Annotated in this window: 14 protein-coding genes; 9 read left to right on the top strand and 5 right to left on the bottom strand. The window is 66.1% G+C overall.

The window, feature by feature from the left end; translation table 11 throughout:
• The first annotated feature begins 188 nt into the window (after window positions 1-188).
• Window positions 189-947 (top strand): SAM-dependent chlorinase/fluorinase, encoded by a 759-nt coding sequence (locus tag WG208_RS16900; RefSeq protein ID WP_337172556.1) that lies wholly within the window; start codon window positions 189-191, stop codon window positions 945-947.
• Window positions 948-994: 47 nt separating this feature from the next.
• On the opposite strand, the gene WG208_RS16895 is transcribed toward WG208_RS16900, so the two are convergent.
• A complete protein-coding gene (locus tag WG208_RS16895) occupies window positions 995-1,768 on the bottom strand; it encodes a zinc ribbon domain-containing protein (RefSeq protein WP_337172555.1) in 774 nt (257 codons plus the stop codon).
• A gap of 176 nt (window positions 1,769-1,944) precedes the next feature.
• On the opposite strand from WG208_RS16895, the gene WG208_RS16890 reads away from it, so the two are divergent.
• From WG208_RS16890 to WG208_RS16855, 8 genes are read left to right on the top strand one after another with little or no spacing between them, the layout of a single operon-like run.
• Window positions 1,945-2,724 carry an ABC transporter ATP-binding protein gene (locus WG208_RS16890; RefSeq protein WP_337172554.1) on the top strand — a complete coding sequence of 260 codons (780 nt, stop codon included), beginning with the start codon at window positions 1,945-1,947 and terminating at the stop codon, window positions 2,722-2,724.
• Window positions 2,721-3,425, top strand: coding sequence for a heme exporter protein CcmB (locus WG208_RS16885; protein WP_337172553.1), 705 nt, complete (start codon window positions 2,721-2,723; stop codon window positions 3,423-3,425). The genes WG208_RS16890 and WG208_RS16885 overlap by 4 nt, the downstream gene beginning before the upstream one ends.
• 6 nt (window positions 3,426-3,431) lie before the next feature.
• Entirely contained in the window at window positions 3,432-4,196 is a 765-nt protein-coding gene (gene ccsA / locus WG208_RS16880; RefSeq protein ID WP_337172552.1) for a cytochrome c biogenesis protein CcsA, read from the top strand.
• Window positions 4,193-4,333 carry a hypothetical protein gene (locus WG208_RS16875; RefSeq protein WP_337172551.1) on the top strand — a complete coding sequence of 47 codons (141 nt, stop codon included), beginning with the start codon at window positions 4,193-4,195 and terminating at the stop codon, window positions 4,331-4,333. Before ccsA ends, WG208_RS16875 begins: the two co-directional genes overlap by 4 nt.
• Before the next feature lie 6 nt (window positions 4,334-4,339).
• Window positions 4,340-4,828 carry a cytochrome c maturation protein CcmE gene (locus WG208_RS16870; protein WP_337172550.1) on the top strand — a complete coding sequence of 163 codons (489 nt, stop codon included), beginning with the start codon at window positions 4,340-4,342 and terminating at the stop codon, window positions 4,826-4,828.
• 1 nt (window position 4,829) lies between these two features.
• Window positions 4,830-6,851 (top strand): heme lyase CcmF/NrfE family subunit, encoded by a 2,022-nt coding sequence (locus tag WG208_RS16865; protein ID WP_337172549.1) that lies wholly within the window; start codon window positions 4,830-4,832, stop codon window positions 6,849-6,851.
• A gap of 2 nt (window positions 6,852-6,853) precedes the next feature.
• The gene (locus tag WG208_RS16860; RefSeq protein WP_337172548.1) at window positions 6,854-7,426 is read left to right on the top strand and encodes a redoxin domain-containing protein; all 573 of its coding nucleotides are present in this window, start codon (window positions 6,854-6,856) and stop codon (window positions 7,424-7,426) included.
• The gene (locus WG208_RS16855) at window positions 7,423-7,854 is read left to right on the top strand and encodes a cytochrome c-type biogenesis protein (RefSeq protein WP_337172547.1); all 432 of its coding nucleotides are present in this window, start codon (window positions 7,423-7,425) and stop codon (window positions 7,852-7,854) included. Before WG208_RS16860 ends, WG208_RS16855 begins: the two co-directional genes overlap by 4 nt.
• A 21-nt stretch (window positions 7,855-7,875) precedes the next feature.
• Here WG208_RS16855 and WG208_RS16850 read toward each other — a convergent pair whose 3' ends face one another.
• The 4 genes from WG208_RS16850 to WG208_RS16835 are packed head-to-tail and all read right to left on the bottom strand — an operon-like array spanning window position 7,876 to window position 14,550.
• Window positions 7,876-9,342: a cytochrome c3 family protein gene (locus WG208_RS16850; protein WP_337172546.1), complete on the bottom strand. Its 1,467-nt coding sequence runs from the start codon at window positions 9,340-9,342 to the stop codon at window positions 7,876-7,878.
• On the bottom strand, window positions 9,339-10,829 hold the full coding sequence (locus WG208_RS16845) for a hypothetical protein (protein WP_337172545.1): 1,491 nt from the start codon (window positions 10,827-10,829) through the stop codon (window positions 9,339-9,341). Before WG208_RS16845 ends, WG208_RS16850 begins: the two co-directional genes overlap by 4 nt.
• The gene (locus tag WG208_RS16840) at window positions 10,826-12,955 is read right to left on the bottom strand and encodes a hypothetical protein (RefSeq protein ID WP_337172544.1); all 2,130 of its coding nucleotides are present in this window, start codon (window positions 12,953-12,955) and stop codon (window positions 10,826-10,828) included. The genes WG208_RS16845 and WG208_RS16840 overlap by 4 nt, the downstream gene beginning before the upstream one ends.
• Before the next feature lie 38 nt (window positions 12,956-12,993).
• Window positions 12,994-14,550: a cytochrome c3 family protein gene (locus WG208_RS16835; RefSeq protein WP_337172543.1), complete on the bottom strand. Its 1,557-nt coding sequence runs from the start codon at window positions 14,548-14,550 to the stop codon at window positions 12,994-12,996.
• Window positions 14,551-14,576: the final 26 nt, after the last annotated feature.

Below are 14,576 nucleotides of genomic sequence, written 5' to 3'. Positions count from 1 at the left end.
CTGATTTCTCATCATTCGATCGCCGTCTCAGTTCTGACCCGCTGATCTCTGACCTCTGACCCCGTCTGAAGATCTGAGCCTGCGGCCAGACCTCCAGCGTCCGATGTTCCAACCCGGCTCCCCGCAGCGACACCGCACAATGCGCGCCGGGCAATTGACATCCGCGGGCTCGTGGCGGAAATAACTTCATGCCGGCGCCCGCCATCACCCTGCTCACCGACTTCGGCACCGCCGACGGCTATGTGGCCGAGATGAAGGGCGTGTTGTGTACGCTCGCGCCCGGTGTGTCGCTCATCGATGTCACGCACGACATCGCGCCGCAGGACATCACGGCGGCGCGCCTCGTCCTGGCCCGCTGCTGGCGGCGGTTCCCCGTTGGGACCGTGCATCTGGTCGTAGTCGATCCCGGTGTGGGCACCCAGCGCGCAGCCATCGCCGTGGAGAGCGAGGGTCGCTTCCTCGTGGGGCCCGACAACGGCGTGTTGTCGCCGGCCCTGTTCGCGCTGGATGCACGCGTGGTGCAGTTGCCCGTGCCCTCGGCCGCCGCGGCCACGTTTCATGGGCGCGATGTGTTTGCGCCGGCCGCTGCGGCACTCGCCGAAGGTGCGGCCCTGGCGGATCTGGGTGAACCCTTCTTCACACCGGTGCGACTACGCACCCCGCAGCCGCGACGCGAAGCCGACGGGTCGTTGCATGGGGAAGTGCTGACCATCGACCGCTTCGGCAACGTCATCACCAACCTGATGACGCGGGAGCCGAGCGGCGCGGTGCACGTGGCCGGCCGCGTTGCGCGGCTGGTGCGCACATACGGCGATGCGGCGCCCGGCGAACTCGTCGCGCTGGTCGGATCGAGCGGCTTCGTGGAGATCGCGGTGCGCGAGGGGAATGCGGCCGGCGCACTGGGGATTGCGCGGAGGGAGGGGGTCGTGCTGCGGGGGGTCGGGTAGTGGGTTCACCACGGAACCCGTGAACCCGAACCCCAAAACCCCCAGCTCTACCTCGCCAACTCCGCCGCCCGATCGATATCGCTCCGGTGCGCCTGGTACTCCGGCAGCGCCTTCTGCAACTCCGCATTCTTCGCCGCCGTGAATCGCTGCCAGTAGGCGGCGGCCTCACTGCGTTTGCCCTGCAGCGTCGCCGTGCGCGCCGCGAGGGCGAGACCGAGCAGATGAGTCGGTTGCGCCTTCAGGATCGTGTCCGCCTGGGCCGCAGCGAGGTCGAGATCGCCGACTTCCTGCGCTACGCGCCCGTAGTCGTAGCGCGCATCGGTATCGAGATCGGCACCGAGCGCCTCGAAGCTGCCGAGGGCCATGGGGGCGAAGAACTGCACGGAGTCGGTCTGACCGGCTTCGGTGTACCGCATGATGCGGTCGTACAGGCGACTCGCCCGTTCCCGGGGCGACATCTGGCTGATGTCCGTGGCTCCGGGAGCGGACACACCGCCCGCCAGCGGCGCGGCCGACAGACCATCCGTGGCGCGGGAGGCTTGCATCGCGAACCAGGCGACCGCCGCCACGAGGAGTCCGCCGGCAATCGTCCAGGGAAGCCACATCCCCGATCTTCCCGTGGTGTCCGCACGGGGCGCGGTGGAGGTGCCGGCGCCTGCGGGGGCACCACATTCGTTGCAGAATCGGGCACCGGGGGACAGCGGAGCCTCGCAGTGGCGGCAGCGTACGCCGCCGAGGACGGCACCGCACTGCTGGCAGAAACGACCCGTGGCGGAGACGCCGCACGCCGGGCAGGTCGTGAAAGCGGGAAGCTTGGTCATGGTGCCCGATCTAACACAAGGAACCCCATATGGGATCGGGCAATCATGCCCCCCGTCGTCCGGACATCCCCGATGGACGTCATTGGGCGATCTTCCTAGCATAGCCTGCGTTCAGGCCATATTCACGGTATTCACGGTATTCGCGGTATTCACCGTCTCCTCTGTTTCCTCACGACGTGCACGCCATCGCCCTCCGGGAAATCGCCCACAGATTCGGCCGACGTTGGGCCTTGCGAGGCATTTCCATGGACGTGCCACGGGGAGAGGTCCTGGCCCTTCTCGGGCACAACGGGAGCGGAAAAAGCACGTTGTTGCGCGTGGCGTCCACGGTCATTCGTCCGACACGTGGTGGCGGCGCCGTGCTGGGGGTCGATCTGACAGCGTCACCCTCGACGGTCCGTGGACTCGTGGCGCTGCTGTCCACGACGCCCGCCGTGTACGGCGACCTGACGGCCATCGAGAATCTGGTGTTTGCCGCGCGCATGCTGGGGGTGCCGCACGATCCGCTGCAGCTTCGTCGAGCTCTGGATCGTGTCGGCCTGGGCAGGGAAGAACACGAGTTGGCGCGAAACATGTCCAGCGGGATGCAGCGCCGCCTGTCGATCGCCCGCCTGTTGCTGCGTGAAGCGCCCATCCTGCTGCTCGACGAGCCATACAATTCGCTCGACGTCGAGGGGGCCGGCCTGGTCAACGATCTCATTCGGGAGACGCGTGCGCGTGGCGGCACGGTGCTGCTGGTCGCGCACGACATCGGACGCGCCGAGGGGTTGCCGGACCGCACCCTCACCATGGAAGATGGCGTGCTCATGGACGGCGACGTCGATGTGGAGAACGACGCCGTGAGCCTCCACGTGAACACCTCCGTGAATGCGCCCGTGAACGACACCAGCGTCGTGCCCATCGACACCGCGCGCGGCTTTCGCGCGGCGGCCACTCTCCGAGGACCACGCCTGTGACCACGCCCGTGCAGGCCGGCTGGCGCGCGGATGCCACGCGCGTGATGGCGGTGTGCGTGAAGGATCTCACCGCCGAACGGCGAACGAAATCCAACTTCAACGCCATCGTCGCCATGGCGGGGATGATTCTGCTGCTGTTCGGATTCGCCCTCGGTGCCGACACCGAGGGGCTCCGGAATGCCGCCGCCGGCGTGCTCTGGCTGACCATCCTCTTCAGCGGCGTGCTCGCCTTCAATCGTTCCTACCAGATCGAACTCGAATCCGGGGCGCTCGAACAACTGCTGCTCTATCCTGGCGAGCGATGGACGATCTTCATCGGCAAGGTGCTGGCGAATCTCGCCTTCGTGCTGTCGATGGAAGCGATCACGCTGCCGCTCACCGGCGTGCTGTATCATGTGAGTTTTCCCGAGCGGTGGCCCGAAGTCCTCGGTGTGTTGCTGCTGGGAACGGTCGGTTTCGTGACGCTCGGAACGCTTTACGCGGCCATGGCCAGCCGAAGCCGGAGTCGTGAAGTGCTGTTGCCGCTGCTGCTGTTCCCGATGCTCGTGCCGCTGCTGCTTTCGGCGACCCAGGCGACCGCTGCCCTGCTCGGCGGGGATGTCATGGGAGACAGCCGCACATGGATTCGCCTGCTGGCGACCTTCGATGTGATCTTTCTCGTGGGCGCCACCTGGGCGTTCCCGTACGTGATGGAGGGATGACGCGACATGGCTGAATCGACGAGACGGGAACCGGTACCGCAGCCCTCGGCGCGGATCGCCCGCCACACGCCCCTGGTGACGCCGGCACCGGCGCGCTGGCTGACGGCGCTCACCTGGTTCGCCCCGCTCTTCGCGATGGCGGCGCAGGCGTACTTCGTGAGCCAGTCCGCGCCCGATCGCGACATGGGGCACCTGCAGAAGATCATGTACGTCCACGTGCCGGCGGCGTGGAGTGCGTTTCTGGCGTTCTTCTGGGTGTTCGCACAGAGCATCCGCTATCTGGTCACGCGCAACGAGCGCGCCGATCTACAGGCGGCGTCCGCGGCGGAAGTGGGGGCGGTGTTCACCGGACTGACGCTCGCACTGGGCTCGATCTGGGGGCGCCCGACTTGGGGGATCTGGTGGACGTGGGATGCACGACTCACCTCCACGGCGGTACTCTTTCTGATGTTCGTGGGATATCTCGCCCTGCGTGGCCTCACCGACGATCCGGACCGGCGCGCACGCTGGAGCGCGGTCGTCGGCATTCTGGGCGCGCTCAACGTCCCCATCGTGTACATGTCGGTGAAGTGGTGGCGCACACTCCATCAACCACAGTCGTCACCGGGAACCCTCGATCCTTTCTATACCCTGGGACTGCGCACCAACGCCGTCGCGTTCAGCTTCCTGCTCATCCTGTTCATTGCGCATCGCTACCGCACGCATGTGGCGCAGCGCGTGAGAGAGATGGCGCAGGACGCCGCCGCCCTGCAGCGGAGGCGCACGACATGAACGGCATGGCACAGGACGTCTGGTCCTATATCGTCGCGGCATACACGATCACCTGGGTCGTGCTCGCGGGGTATGCCTGGTACCTCTGGCGCATCGCGCGCGCCGCTCACGCAGCGGACACCGCCTCAGCACGGTAAATGGTCATGAACGACACGACGATGCCCACGGGCATACCCGCGGGGGACACGGGGCGCTCCCGTCGCCCGATCATCATCGGCGCCGTGGTGGTGCTGGTGGCCGCGTTCGCGTATCTCGCCTTCGGCGGGATGCAGAACGATCTCGTGTATTTTCTCACCCCGTCCGAACTGATGGCGAAAGGTGACGGAGTGGTGGGACGCCCCGTGCGTCTTGGCGGGCAGGTGGTTCCGGGCTCCGTGCAGTGGAACGCGGCCACGCTGCATCTCACGTTCCGTGTCACGGACGGCACGAAGGAGATCGCCGTGTACTCCTCTGGCGCGCCACCGCAGATGTTCCGTGAGGGGATCGGTGTGGTCGTGGAAGGAAAGCTTGGCACGAACGGCACGTTCGACTCGAAGAGCCTGATGGTCAAGCACTCGAACGAATACCGCGCGCCGGAGCAGGGAGAGGGTGGCCATCCCGCACGTATCGACAAATCGCTGATCCGGAGCTGATGTGACGCGTATCGTGGGGCTCGCCTCCGTCTGGGTCGCGCTGGCGATCTCGGTGTACGGCCTGGTCGCACTCGTGGTGGGAATCACAAAGCAACGCCCCGCGTGGATCACGAGCGGCCTGCAGTCGGTGTACGTGAATTGCGCGCTGCTGACGCTGTCCACCGCCGCCATGATCCTCGCGCTGGTGACGCACGACTTCAGCGTGGGCTACGTGGCGCAGGTGGGCAGTCGGGCGACGCCGCTGCTCTTCACGGTGATCTCCCTGTGGGGCGCGCTCGAAGGATCCATCCTCTTCTGGGGGTGGGTGCTGGCGATGTACAGCGTCGTGGTGATCTACACGAATCGGCATCGCCCCGGCGCACTGGTGCCATGGTCGGCGGTCGTCCTGCTCGGCGTGGGCGCGTTTTTCTATCTCCTGCTCGTCGGTCCCGCGAATCCATGGCATGCCGTGTCCCCCGTGCCCCTCGATGGCCCGGGACCGAATCCGTTGCTGCAGAATCACATCCTCATGGCGGTGCATCCGCCGCTGCTGTACCTCGGCTACGTCGGGCTGACGGTGCCGTTTGCGTTCGCGGTCGGCGCGCTGCTCAGCGGCGAGGTGCACAAGGACGACTGGATCAGGCTCACGCACCGGTGGACGCTGAGTGCATGGGCCTTTCTGTCGCTCGCGATCATCGCCGGGATGTGGTGGTCGTATGAAGTGCTCGGCTGGGGCGGGTACTGGGCCTGGGATCCGGTCGAGAATGCCTCGTTCATGCCCTGGCTCACCAGCACCGCATTCCTGCATTCGGTGATGGTGCAGGAGCGGCGCGGGATGCTGAAGCTGTGGAACGTGAATCTCATCGTGGGCAGTTTTCTGCTCACGATCCTCGGAACGTTCCTCACGCGCTCGGGCATCATTTCCTCGGTGCATGCGTTCACCACCGGCACCATCGGGTACTACTTCCTCGGGTTCATCGCGTGCTGTCTGCTCGTCTCCCTGATTCTCGTCGCCGGCAACAGTGCGGGGCTGCGCAGTGAAGGGCGTCTCGACGCCATGGCGTCACGCGAAACGGTGTTCCTGTTCAACAATCTGCTGCTCACCGGCTTCACGCTGGTGGTGATTCTCGGGACGCTCTATCCGTTGCTCGCGGAAGCGATCAATGGAGCGAAGGTCACCGTGGGCGCGCCCTTCTTCAATCGCATGTCGATTCCGATCTGCGTCGGACTCCTCTTCCTCATGGGGGTCGGCCCGGCCCTGCCGTGGAAGGCGGCCACGGATGCGCAGGTGAAGCGCGCCCTGCTGCTCCCCGGCGTGGTCGCTCTGGGGGTGGCCCTGCTCGCGGTGGCGTTCGGCAAGCGCGATGCGTACACGGTGCTCGCGTTCGCCTTCTCGGCATACGCGGCGGTGAGCAACCTGCGGGAATATGCGGTCGGGATCGCGGCACGGCGGAAGGCCCATGGGGAATCGGTGCCCGTCGCACTCGGCCGGCTCGTGGCGGCCAACCAGCGCCGGTACGGCGGCTACCTCGCGCATCTCGGCATCATCATGGTCGCCGCCGCCATCGCCGCGTCGTCGAGTGGCAGGGTCGAACGCGAGGCCACGCTTGCGCCTGGGCAGACCATGGAAGTGGGCGACGGGGTTTCCGTGCGCCTCAAGACGCTGTGGGGCCGAGAGGAGTCCCACCGTCAGGTCGTCGGCGCCGATCTCGAGATTCTGAAGAACGGCGCGGTGATCGGACTGATCGATCCGCGCATGAACTTCTACCACTCCCAGGAGCAGCCAGTGCCGACGCCGGCGGTACGCAGTCGTGTGCAGGGGGACATCTACGCGAACCTGATGGCGTTCACGCCGGATGGACAGTCCGCGACCCTCAAGGTGATCCTCGAGCCGTTCGTGCCGTGGATCTGGATCGGCGGCCTGGTCATGGCGGTTGCGGCGACCGTGAGTGCCTGGCCCACGGCGCGTTCCACGCGTCGTGCCGAGCGTGCGTCGATCGCCGTGGACATTCGCGCCACAGCGGCCATACCGGAGGTCTCTTAGCCATGGACTGGAAACGCGCCCTTGCCGTGACGGGAGCGATCGGACTCCCGTTCATTGCCTTGTTGGCGTTCGGGATGACCCGCGATCCGCGGCAGATTCCGTCGCCGCTGCCCGGCAGGAGTGCGCCGCTTTGGGAGCGTGCCGTCTTCGCGTCCGGTGACGATGCGGTGTTGCGTCGCCCGGTCGGCGACACCGTGCGACTCACCGACCTCAGGGGACGCGTGGTCGTGCTCAACTTCTGGGCATCGTGGTGCCTGGCGTGCCGCGGCGAGCATGCCGATCTGTCGTTCGTGGCAACAGAACGGGCGTCGCAGGGCGTACAGGTGTTCGGCATGCTGTACAATGACACCGAGCCGAACGGCGTACGGTGGATCCGGACCATGGGCGGGCAACCCTATCCATCGGTTGCCGATCCCGGCGCGCGCACGGCTATCGACTATGGCCTGTATGGTGTGCCGGAAACGTTCGTCATCGATCCCGAGGGAAAGGTGGCTCACAAGTTCATCGGGCCGGTCACGGCACAGGGACTGATGAAAGTGGTCGACTCCGTCCTCGCCGCCGTGGCCACGCCATGATCCTTCCCCGAGTGGCCCTGCTGGTGCTGCTGGCCGTGCAGCCGGTCGTGCCACCTCCTGGTGCCGATACCGTGCTCGATCGACGGGTGCGGGGCGTCGCCCAGCGCCTGCGGTGCCCGGTGTGCCAGGGCGAGAGCATTCAGGAGTCTCCCGCCGAACTGGCTGTGCAGATGAAGGGGGTGGTGCGCGAACAGTTGGCCGAAGGGAAGAGCGAGCGGGAAGTGATGGACTACTTCCTGGCGAAGTATGGCGACTGGATTCTCCTCGAACCGCGCGCCGAGGGACTCAATCTCGTGGTGTATTGGGTGCCGGTGATCTTCCTGGCGATCGGTGGCGTCACCCTGTTCATGGCGGTGCGCAAATGGACCCGCCCCGATGCCGTCGTCGCCAACACGGACACGGCAGACACCGAGGTCGACGCGTCCTGAAGCGTGCCCTTCGGGCGGCCATCACCGCGTGGGGATGGCCCTGCCGTGACAGGCAATGCACACCGATGGATTCTTCGCGCGGGCACGGGCCGCGTTGAAGTTCGCGCCGTGCGGGTTGAATCCGTAGCCGCCACCCACCGCCGAGTGGCAGCTGGTGCAATCGCGTTCGGCATGACACGACGCACAGGACTCGAGGTGCTGTCGCGCGGCCTGTCCATGGCCCAGGCTGAAGCCGCGGAATGCGTCGTGATAGCCCCGACGCGCGAGCCGCGCGGTCGCGGTCAACCCGGACTGCTGGTGGCAGGACTGACAGAACTGCTGGGTGTTGTGGCAGCGCGCGCAACTCACGGTGCGTGAATACGCCTGATTCGGATGCGACGTGAGGAAGCCCGTCGGATGATATGCCGACGACCGCGCCCCATCGGGACGATGACAGGTGAGGCAGGTCGTCCGCTCATGACACGTTTCGCAACTGCGAGGACGCGCGTCCGCTTCTCGGCCATGCGCCGTGCGGAATCGCTCGGTGTGTGAGGGGGGCGGCGTGCGTTCCACGTGGGCACCGGCCGCGCGACCTGCAGCCGCGGCCGGCAGACGGCTGATGGTTGCGGGCGCATTGCCGATGTGGCAGGTGAGACAGCTCGATCGTGCGTGACAGGTGGCGCAGCGTGCCGTGGCTTTCCGCGCCTCCGCTCCGTGTGCGCGCAGGAACGTGTTCGTCGCGTGGCTCACCGGCACCGGCTGGTCGCGCGTGAACGCCGGGGGCCGTTCATCCAGCGCCAATGCCTGAATCGCCGGGACATCCGGTGCGTCGACATGACAGGCGAGACAGAGATTGCGGGCATGACAGGTGGCGCAGTTCGCGGCAACCGGAGACGTGCCGCCGCGGGTCACCTTTGCGATCGCCCCGTGACCGCCCAGCACGAAGCCGGGCGCATCGTGCGAGGCCGGTTTCGGAAACTTCGCGATCACATCGCGGGTCAGCCTGGGAGCCTGCGTGAGCGGAACATGACAGGTGGCGCAGGCGTTGCGGTCCACATCGAAGTGCGAACCCTGAAGTCCGTGGCAGGAGAGACACTGATTCACCACCGCGTAGCGAACGGCCAGACGGTTGTCACCGGTTCGGACGTGGCATGAAGCGCAGTTGTTCATCGCCAGGCTGTCCGCGGGCCGCTTGGCCGTCATCGCCGTGTCATGCCGGGCGTGTGTGAACCGGAGGCTGTTGATGTTGACCTTGGTCCGGGCTTGCCATTGCACACGGGGGCGAACCTCGCCGTCGTGGCAACCGGCGCAGCGCGCGGCCGCGGGGAAGACGGGTGCTCCGCTGCGCTGCACATCGCCGTGACACGTTGCGCACGAGGTGAACAACGACGCATGTCGTTCATGGGGGAACGTCGCCTGCGGCTGGGCGCGCTGCGCCAGACCATAGGTCGCGGCGCCCACCAGCAGTGCCGCAATCACAGCGGCCGTCGCAATCCGGGCGGTTGTCATGGTGTCATCCGCCGCGCTTTGGGAAGCGCGAGACGATCGGCGCGCGATCCGAATGTCACGCTCACGCCCGCCCGTGCGCGGACCTGGGCAAGGCTTGTCGCCGCGGCATCCGGCCGATCGCGCGCATCCCGCATGAATGCCAGGTCGCCCCACATCCGGTGATGCGAGGAGAGCCGCCAGTCCGCGCGCGTACCGATCCAGCGTGCTGTCGCATCGAAGTATCGCAGCTCGAGCGGACGGGCCATGGTGCCACCGTACACGCTCAACGCGTACTGATCGGATGGGGCGTAGCTCACGGCGATATCGCCGTATTGTCCCGCCGCGCCCGGGCCACGCTCCAGGTCGTAATGGCCATCGATCGTCACCGCGTTGCCGATGGTGACGGTGGCACCGGACGACAGGCGTCGTCCGCGATTCGTGAGATCCGGCACCACACCCGTGGAAATTTCGGCGTCCTCGTACGCATACAGTTCACCGCTGGCATGCACCGTCAGCCATGACCGTGGTCGCAGTTCGGCCGTGGCATTGACCGCGTGGTACGCGACCGGATTGAATGCGCCCCACAGTGTCCAGAGGTTGAAGTACGGCTGATAACGACGAACGCCAGCGGACACCGAGAACCGGGGCTGCATGTACGTCGCGGTGAGGTCGGCGCTGCCCGGGCTGTTGTCGAGCAGGTCGAGGTCGGCGCCACCGATCAGGCGCAGGTTGGCCAGGCGCGCGCCCAACGACACCGTCGCGCGTTCGGAGACGAAGTAGTGATCGCGCGGATCGATTTCGCGGCGATATTCGGTGCGGACGTCGATGCGCTCTCCACGGTACTGCACTTCGGCACCGGCCACCGTCTGCCGGTCGCGCGGACGCCATTCGTCCAGCGGGTTGAGCAACGGATTCGTCACGCCGAGCGCCGACGCCTGGGCCAATCCCCACCCGGCATAGGCCGTGAATTCCATCGAGGCTCGATCCCAGCGCGATTTCACCGTCGCACCATCGAACCCCAGGGGCTCGAGACGTGAGGACAGAAGCTGACGTCCCGCCCGCGCCACGATCACGCCTCGCTGATACTCGACGTATCCTTCGAGCAGTTGTCCGGTAGGCGAAGTGCCCGGCCACACGCGATCCCGGCCCGCGTCGGCAATGACACGCCCCGTGGCCTGCAGCGAAAGTCCTTCCACGCCGAAGCCCCAGGCAGCGAGGTTCACCGTCGTCGAGACGGGCACCGCCCGGAGGGCATCGCCGGTACGCATGAACAGGCAATAGTCGTTGCCGAGGCATCGCACCGCGTAGCCATCCGGCGTCTGCAACCCCCCGTTCGGCGAAGCGACGACTCGTGTGGCGAGGATGCTGTCCGGAACGAGCCTGCGGAATGCGGCGGACTGTGCGTTGGCGTCGAGACGGAGCCGGTAGTGTTGCGCCGGCACCTGCATGGGCCATCCGGCGACGATCGGCGCCATGAGCAGAATGAGCCGTCGGATCACTCGCGTCATGATCGCGGTGTGGTCAGTCTGGCCCGATACGCCTCGGGCGTCGCGAGAAAATGACAGGTGGTGCACTCCCGCCCGTCATAGTGTCCACTGGCCTTCTGCTGGTGACAGGCCCCACAGAGACTGCGTGTCGGTGTCAAAGGCGCGATGGCCGCAGGGGTATGGCAGGCATCGCATTGCCGGTGAGTCTTTTCGATGGGCGTGTGCGCGGCTTGGGGATCGGCAATCTGATGGCAGGTGGCGCATGTGCGTTGCGCGCCATGATGCTCGACGTGACAGCCCTGGCAGGCCGCCTTGTCCGGTCCCGGTATCATGCTCACCGGTGTCGTGTGACACGCGGTGCACGGCTTCGAGGCATGCCGCGCATGCTGAAAGGTCACCATGCGAGGCTTCGGAGCGTTGCCCGGCACGGTGATGGTGACACGCGCCTCGCGTGGGCGCGCATACCGCTCTTCCCGATGACAGGACACACACTTGCCGGGAGCGGGATCCTGATGATGACACAACTGACACCCGCGCGGTCGTTCGAACACCAGTTTCCCGTGACCATCGCCGGACCCATGGCATGTCAGACAGGCGACCTTCGTGTGTCGGGCATGCGGGAAACTGTCTGCCGCCGCGCGCCGGTCCTGAGGCAATGCCGCAGGCGAATCGGTACGGAAAGCGGCATGCAAAGCGGTCGTGCGCAACGGGGCCGTATACAGGAGCGCCGTGGTCGACGGCGCTGAATGGGCGGAGCGTGCGGCATATGCTGAGGATGACGGCATGACAGGGCCATCGTCTTCGGCAGACGACCAGTCGTCGTCGGCAGAAGGTCCTCCCTGCGGGTGCTCACCGCCGCGGTAGGGTGCGGCGGGCGGTGGTGGCCCATCGGGCGGTGTGGCACGGCGGATGCGATTCAGCGCTTCCAGCGTGTCGAAAGGCAGTGGCGGCCGATACCGACTCGCGCCACGCACCCGGCGATGACAGGATTCGCATCCGCTGGCGTCGACTTTTGCGGCGTGCGGGATATGGCATGTCGTGCACTGCGTGCCGACTCGGCGATGCTTGTCGCCGACATGGAATGGTGTATCGCGCCAGTTGTCGTGACAGCCACTCGTAGTGCAACTCGTCCTGGCATCGGCGGGCAGTTTCTGGAGATGCGGGTTGTGACAGGTTCCGCACTTCGCACCGTGGGGTTCCGCTCTCCGGTTGAAGTCCGCGAGCACCGTCCGCATCTCGTGACAGCCCAGACACTCGGTCTGTCCCGGCTTCATCGTTCCGCGCGCCGAGTCCGTCGTGGCAAGCTGCGGCACGTCCGCAGTGAAGGCGTGACAGCTCGTACAATGGCGCACGGTCTGCACGGCCATCTTGCCGAGGACGATGCGGGTCTCGTCCGTCTTGTGGCAGCCCGATTGACCACACGTTTCCGCCACCGGGCGGAAGCGGTGCACTTCGGCTCCGTGGCACGTCACGCACTGCACCTTGTCGAGGGCGCTGGAGTCCGATTCGAGATGCACCCGGTGACCGGCGGTCTGCTTGATGCGCTGCCACTTCGCGGTATCGGCGGTGACGTGACACCCTTCGCACACGGGGTCCGGTACCTTGGAGTGTTGTCCGATATCCTCCGGACGTTCCGCGACCCAGAAGTACAACTGTCGCATGCTGGCGAAGATCGACTGCTGGTGGCAGTCGTGGCAGGACAGCTCCTGATGTTTGTTGGTGACGGCCGAGAAGCGCTGGAACGCGGGGTTCATGACATGGCACCCCGTGCAGAATTCATTCGAATGCTGTGTGTAGTTCCAACTGGCCTGGCCGGCGATCCCTGCCGTCACGATGACCAGCAGCAGCACGGCCACCATCGCCCCGTGTACCGGTCGCGTCTGGCGTGTGACCCACGCCCACAAGGCGGCGCGTCGGCGGAACAGGTACACGGTCACCAGCGCGACGACGAAGATGCCCAGCACGACCCCGCCGATCTGCATCCACGGGGGCACCGTATTGAGCAGCCAACGCACCATTTCCGACACGCCCGTTGGCAGCGGCGAGTCGGTCACGGTGGAGTCGATCGGTACCGTGGGAGGGTGCTGTCGCAACGCCGTGGCCGGAGCGAACCCCCGGCTCACGGTGTCGGCAAGGACACGTGGCATGCTCAGTGCCAACTGAAGAGAGCGCAACGCTCGGTGCGTTACTTCGGAGACGTGCCGGTGACCACCATGTTGCGATTGAACTCACCACCGATGGGCCCATGCGGGAGGGTCGCCTGCGCGGTAGCCGGAAGAGCATAGTAGGTGCGAAGGTAGCTGATGGTGGAGATCAGCAGCGCTTCACACAGGAACGGATTGTGGATGCCCTTCGAGTTGTCGGCGTTGGACTGCCCATACTCCCCGCAGAGTCGCGCGTTGAACTCCGCGCCTTCGGCAGGCGTGATCACCTGATCGGTCGTCGACCACTCCGTCGGCTTGCTCTGCCGCAACGTGGGGAGCAAGCCGCCGTCGGTCGGACTCGCCTGCATCGATCCGTTGCCGTTCAGGTCCGTCCAGAGCTGATCCGTGTAGAACTTCATGCGACTGCGGATCGTCGTGAACGCGTTCGCGGCGGCCGCGGCATTGGCATGGCATCCGCTCGCCGCACAGGTCTGCCAACTGCGGGCCGTGGTCGTGTAGGCGCAGGTCTTGCTCCCCGTCGGCTTGCCGGCGGCGTCGAGGCACGGCACCGGACGCATCAGGTGACCCGTCGCCTGGAAACTGAACTCTCCGTTGGCCTTGTCGGTGCCGGTAAAGCGACCGACGTGACAACCGGCGCAGAGCTTCGGGTTCTTCTCCGTGGCATGGGAGCCGAAAATGCGGGCGGTGTCGTAGGCAAAGCCCGGCGGACGCCAGCCGCCCATTCCCAACAGCACGGCCCCCTGCGGCGCATGCGGTGAACTCGAGGTGACCGTGGGTTCGGCCACCCGCATGTGACACTTGATGCACAGATTCCGCTCGGGATCCGTGGTCGTGATGGGGAAGCGCAGTTGCGCCGAGTTGGGCGAGCCGTGTGGGTCGTGGCAGACGGCGCAGGTGATGGCGACGTACGCCGTGGGATTATCCTTCTCTGCGAAGTTGGCCTTGACCCCCCACTTGGCCAGTGCGCCGCGTCCTTCATGACACCCCTGGCAGGACGCGTTCGACGCGCGGGACGCATTCACGTTCGCGTGATTCGACTGCTCCCACTCTTCGGCGAACGGCTGGTGCGTGCCCGAATGGCAGTCACCGCAGGTGCCTTTGCCGGTCATGGAAAGCTTCGGCAGCGGGCGAATGACCGTCGCGTTCCCCACCCCTTCGACATGCTTCAACCCGGGCCCGTGACAGCTCTCGCACTGCACGTCCATGTAACTGGAATCCCTCACCTTCATATAGCCGACACGTGCCGTCTCGGTCGCATTGCCGTTGCCGTTCACCGAGTGACATCCGGCGCACAGCGTGTCTTTCGTGATCTGCGGGGTCATCGACGTGCGAAGCGTGGCGAACGCACTGGCGTGCTTCGTGTCCTTCCAACTGCGCTGGTAGTCGACGTGGCAGTTGCCGCAGGTGGTCTGCCTGGCGGCAATGTTGTAGTAGCCCAGGTATCCAGTGGCCGAATCGGCGGGGATGTTGAACGGTGCACGATCGCGGTACACGATCGTGTCACTCGAGCAACCGGACATGGCGGTTGCCGCCAGAAGGGCAACCGCGAGACGCAAGGGCCAGAAGGTGTGTCGCATGCTTCGCCTGCTATGCGGAGTGAGGC

Origin of the sequence: Gemmatimonas aurantiaca, assembly GCF_037190085.1 — a bacterium.
GTDB classification, from domain to species: Bacteria; Gemmatimonadota; Gemmatimonadetes; order Gemmatimonadales; family Gemmatimonadaceae; genus Gemmatimonas; species Gemmatimonas aurantiaca_A.
This window is presented reverse-complemented; position numbering and strand designations above follow the sequence as displayed.

Excerpts from the sequence above, each read along its gene's own strand:
- WG208_RS16835 (WP_337172543.1), bottom strand. The coding sequence starts at position 14,550 with ATGCGACACACCTTCTGGCCCTTGCGTCTCGCGGTTGCCCTTCTGGCG.
- ccsA (WP_337172552.1), top strand. The coding sequence starts at position 3,432 with ATGGCTGAATCGACGAGACGGGAACCGGTACCGCAGCCCTCGGCGCGG.
- WG208_RS16895 (WP_337172555.1), bottom strand. The coding sequence starts at position 1,768 with ATGACCAAGCTTCCCGCTTTCACGACCTGCCCGGCGTGCGGCGTCTCC.
- WG208_RS16845 (WP_337172545.1), bottom strand. The coding sequence starts at position 10,829 with ATGACGCGAGTGATCCGACGGCTCATTCTGCTCATGGCGCCGATCGTC.
- WG208_RS16900 (WP_337172556.1), top strand. The coding sequence starts at position 189 with ATGCCGGCGCCCGCCATCACCCTGCTCACCGACTTCGGCACCGCCGAC.
- WG208_RS16850 (WP_337172546.1), bottom strand. The coding sequence starts at position 9,342 with ATGACAACCGCCCGGATTGCGACGGCCGCTGTGATTGCGGCACTGCTG.
- WG208_RS16875 (WP_337172551.1), top strand. The coding sequence starts at position 4,193 with ATGAACGGCATGGCACAGGACGTCTGGTCCTATATCGTCGCGGCATAC.
- WG208_RS16870 (WP_337172550.1), top strand. The coding sequence starts at position 4,340 with ATGAACGACACGACGATGCCCACGGGCATACCCGCGGGGGACACGGGG.
- WG208_RS16840 (WP_337172544.1), bottom strand. The coding sequence starts at position 12,955 with ATGCCACGTGTCCTTGCCGACACCGTGAGCCGGGGGTTCGCTCCGGCC.
- WG208_RS16860 (WP_337172548.1), top strand. The coding sequence starts at position 6,854 with ATGGACTGGAAACGCGCCCTTGCCGTGACGGGAGCGATCGGACTCCCG.
- WG208_RS16855 (WP_337172547.1), top strand. The coding sequence starts at position 7,423 with ATGATCCTTCCCCGAGTGGCCCTGCTGGTGCTGCTGGCCGTGCAGCCG.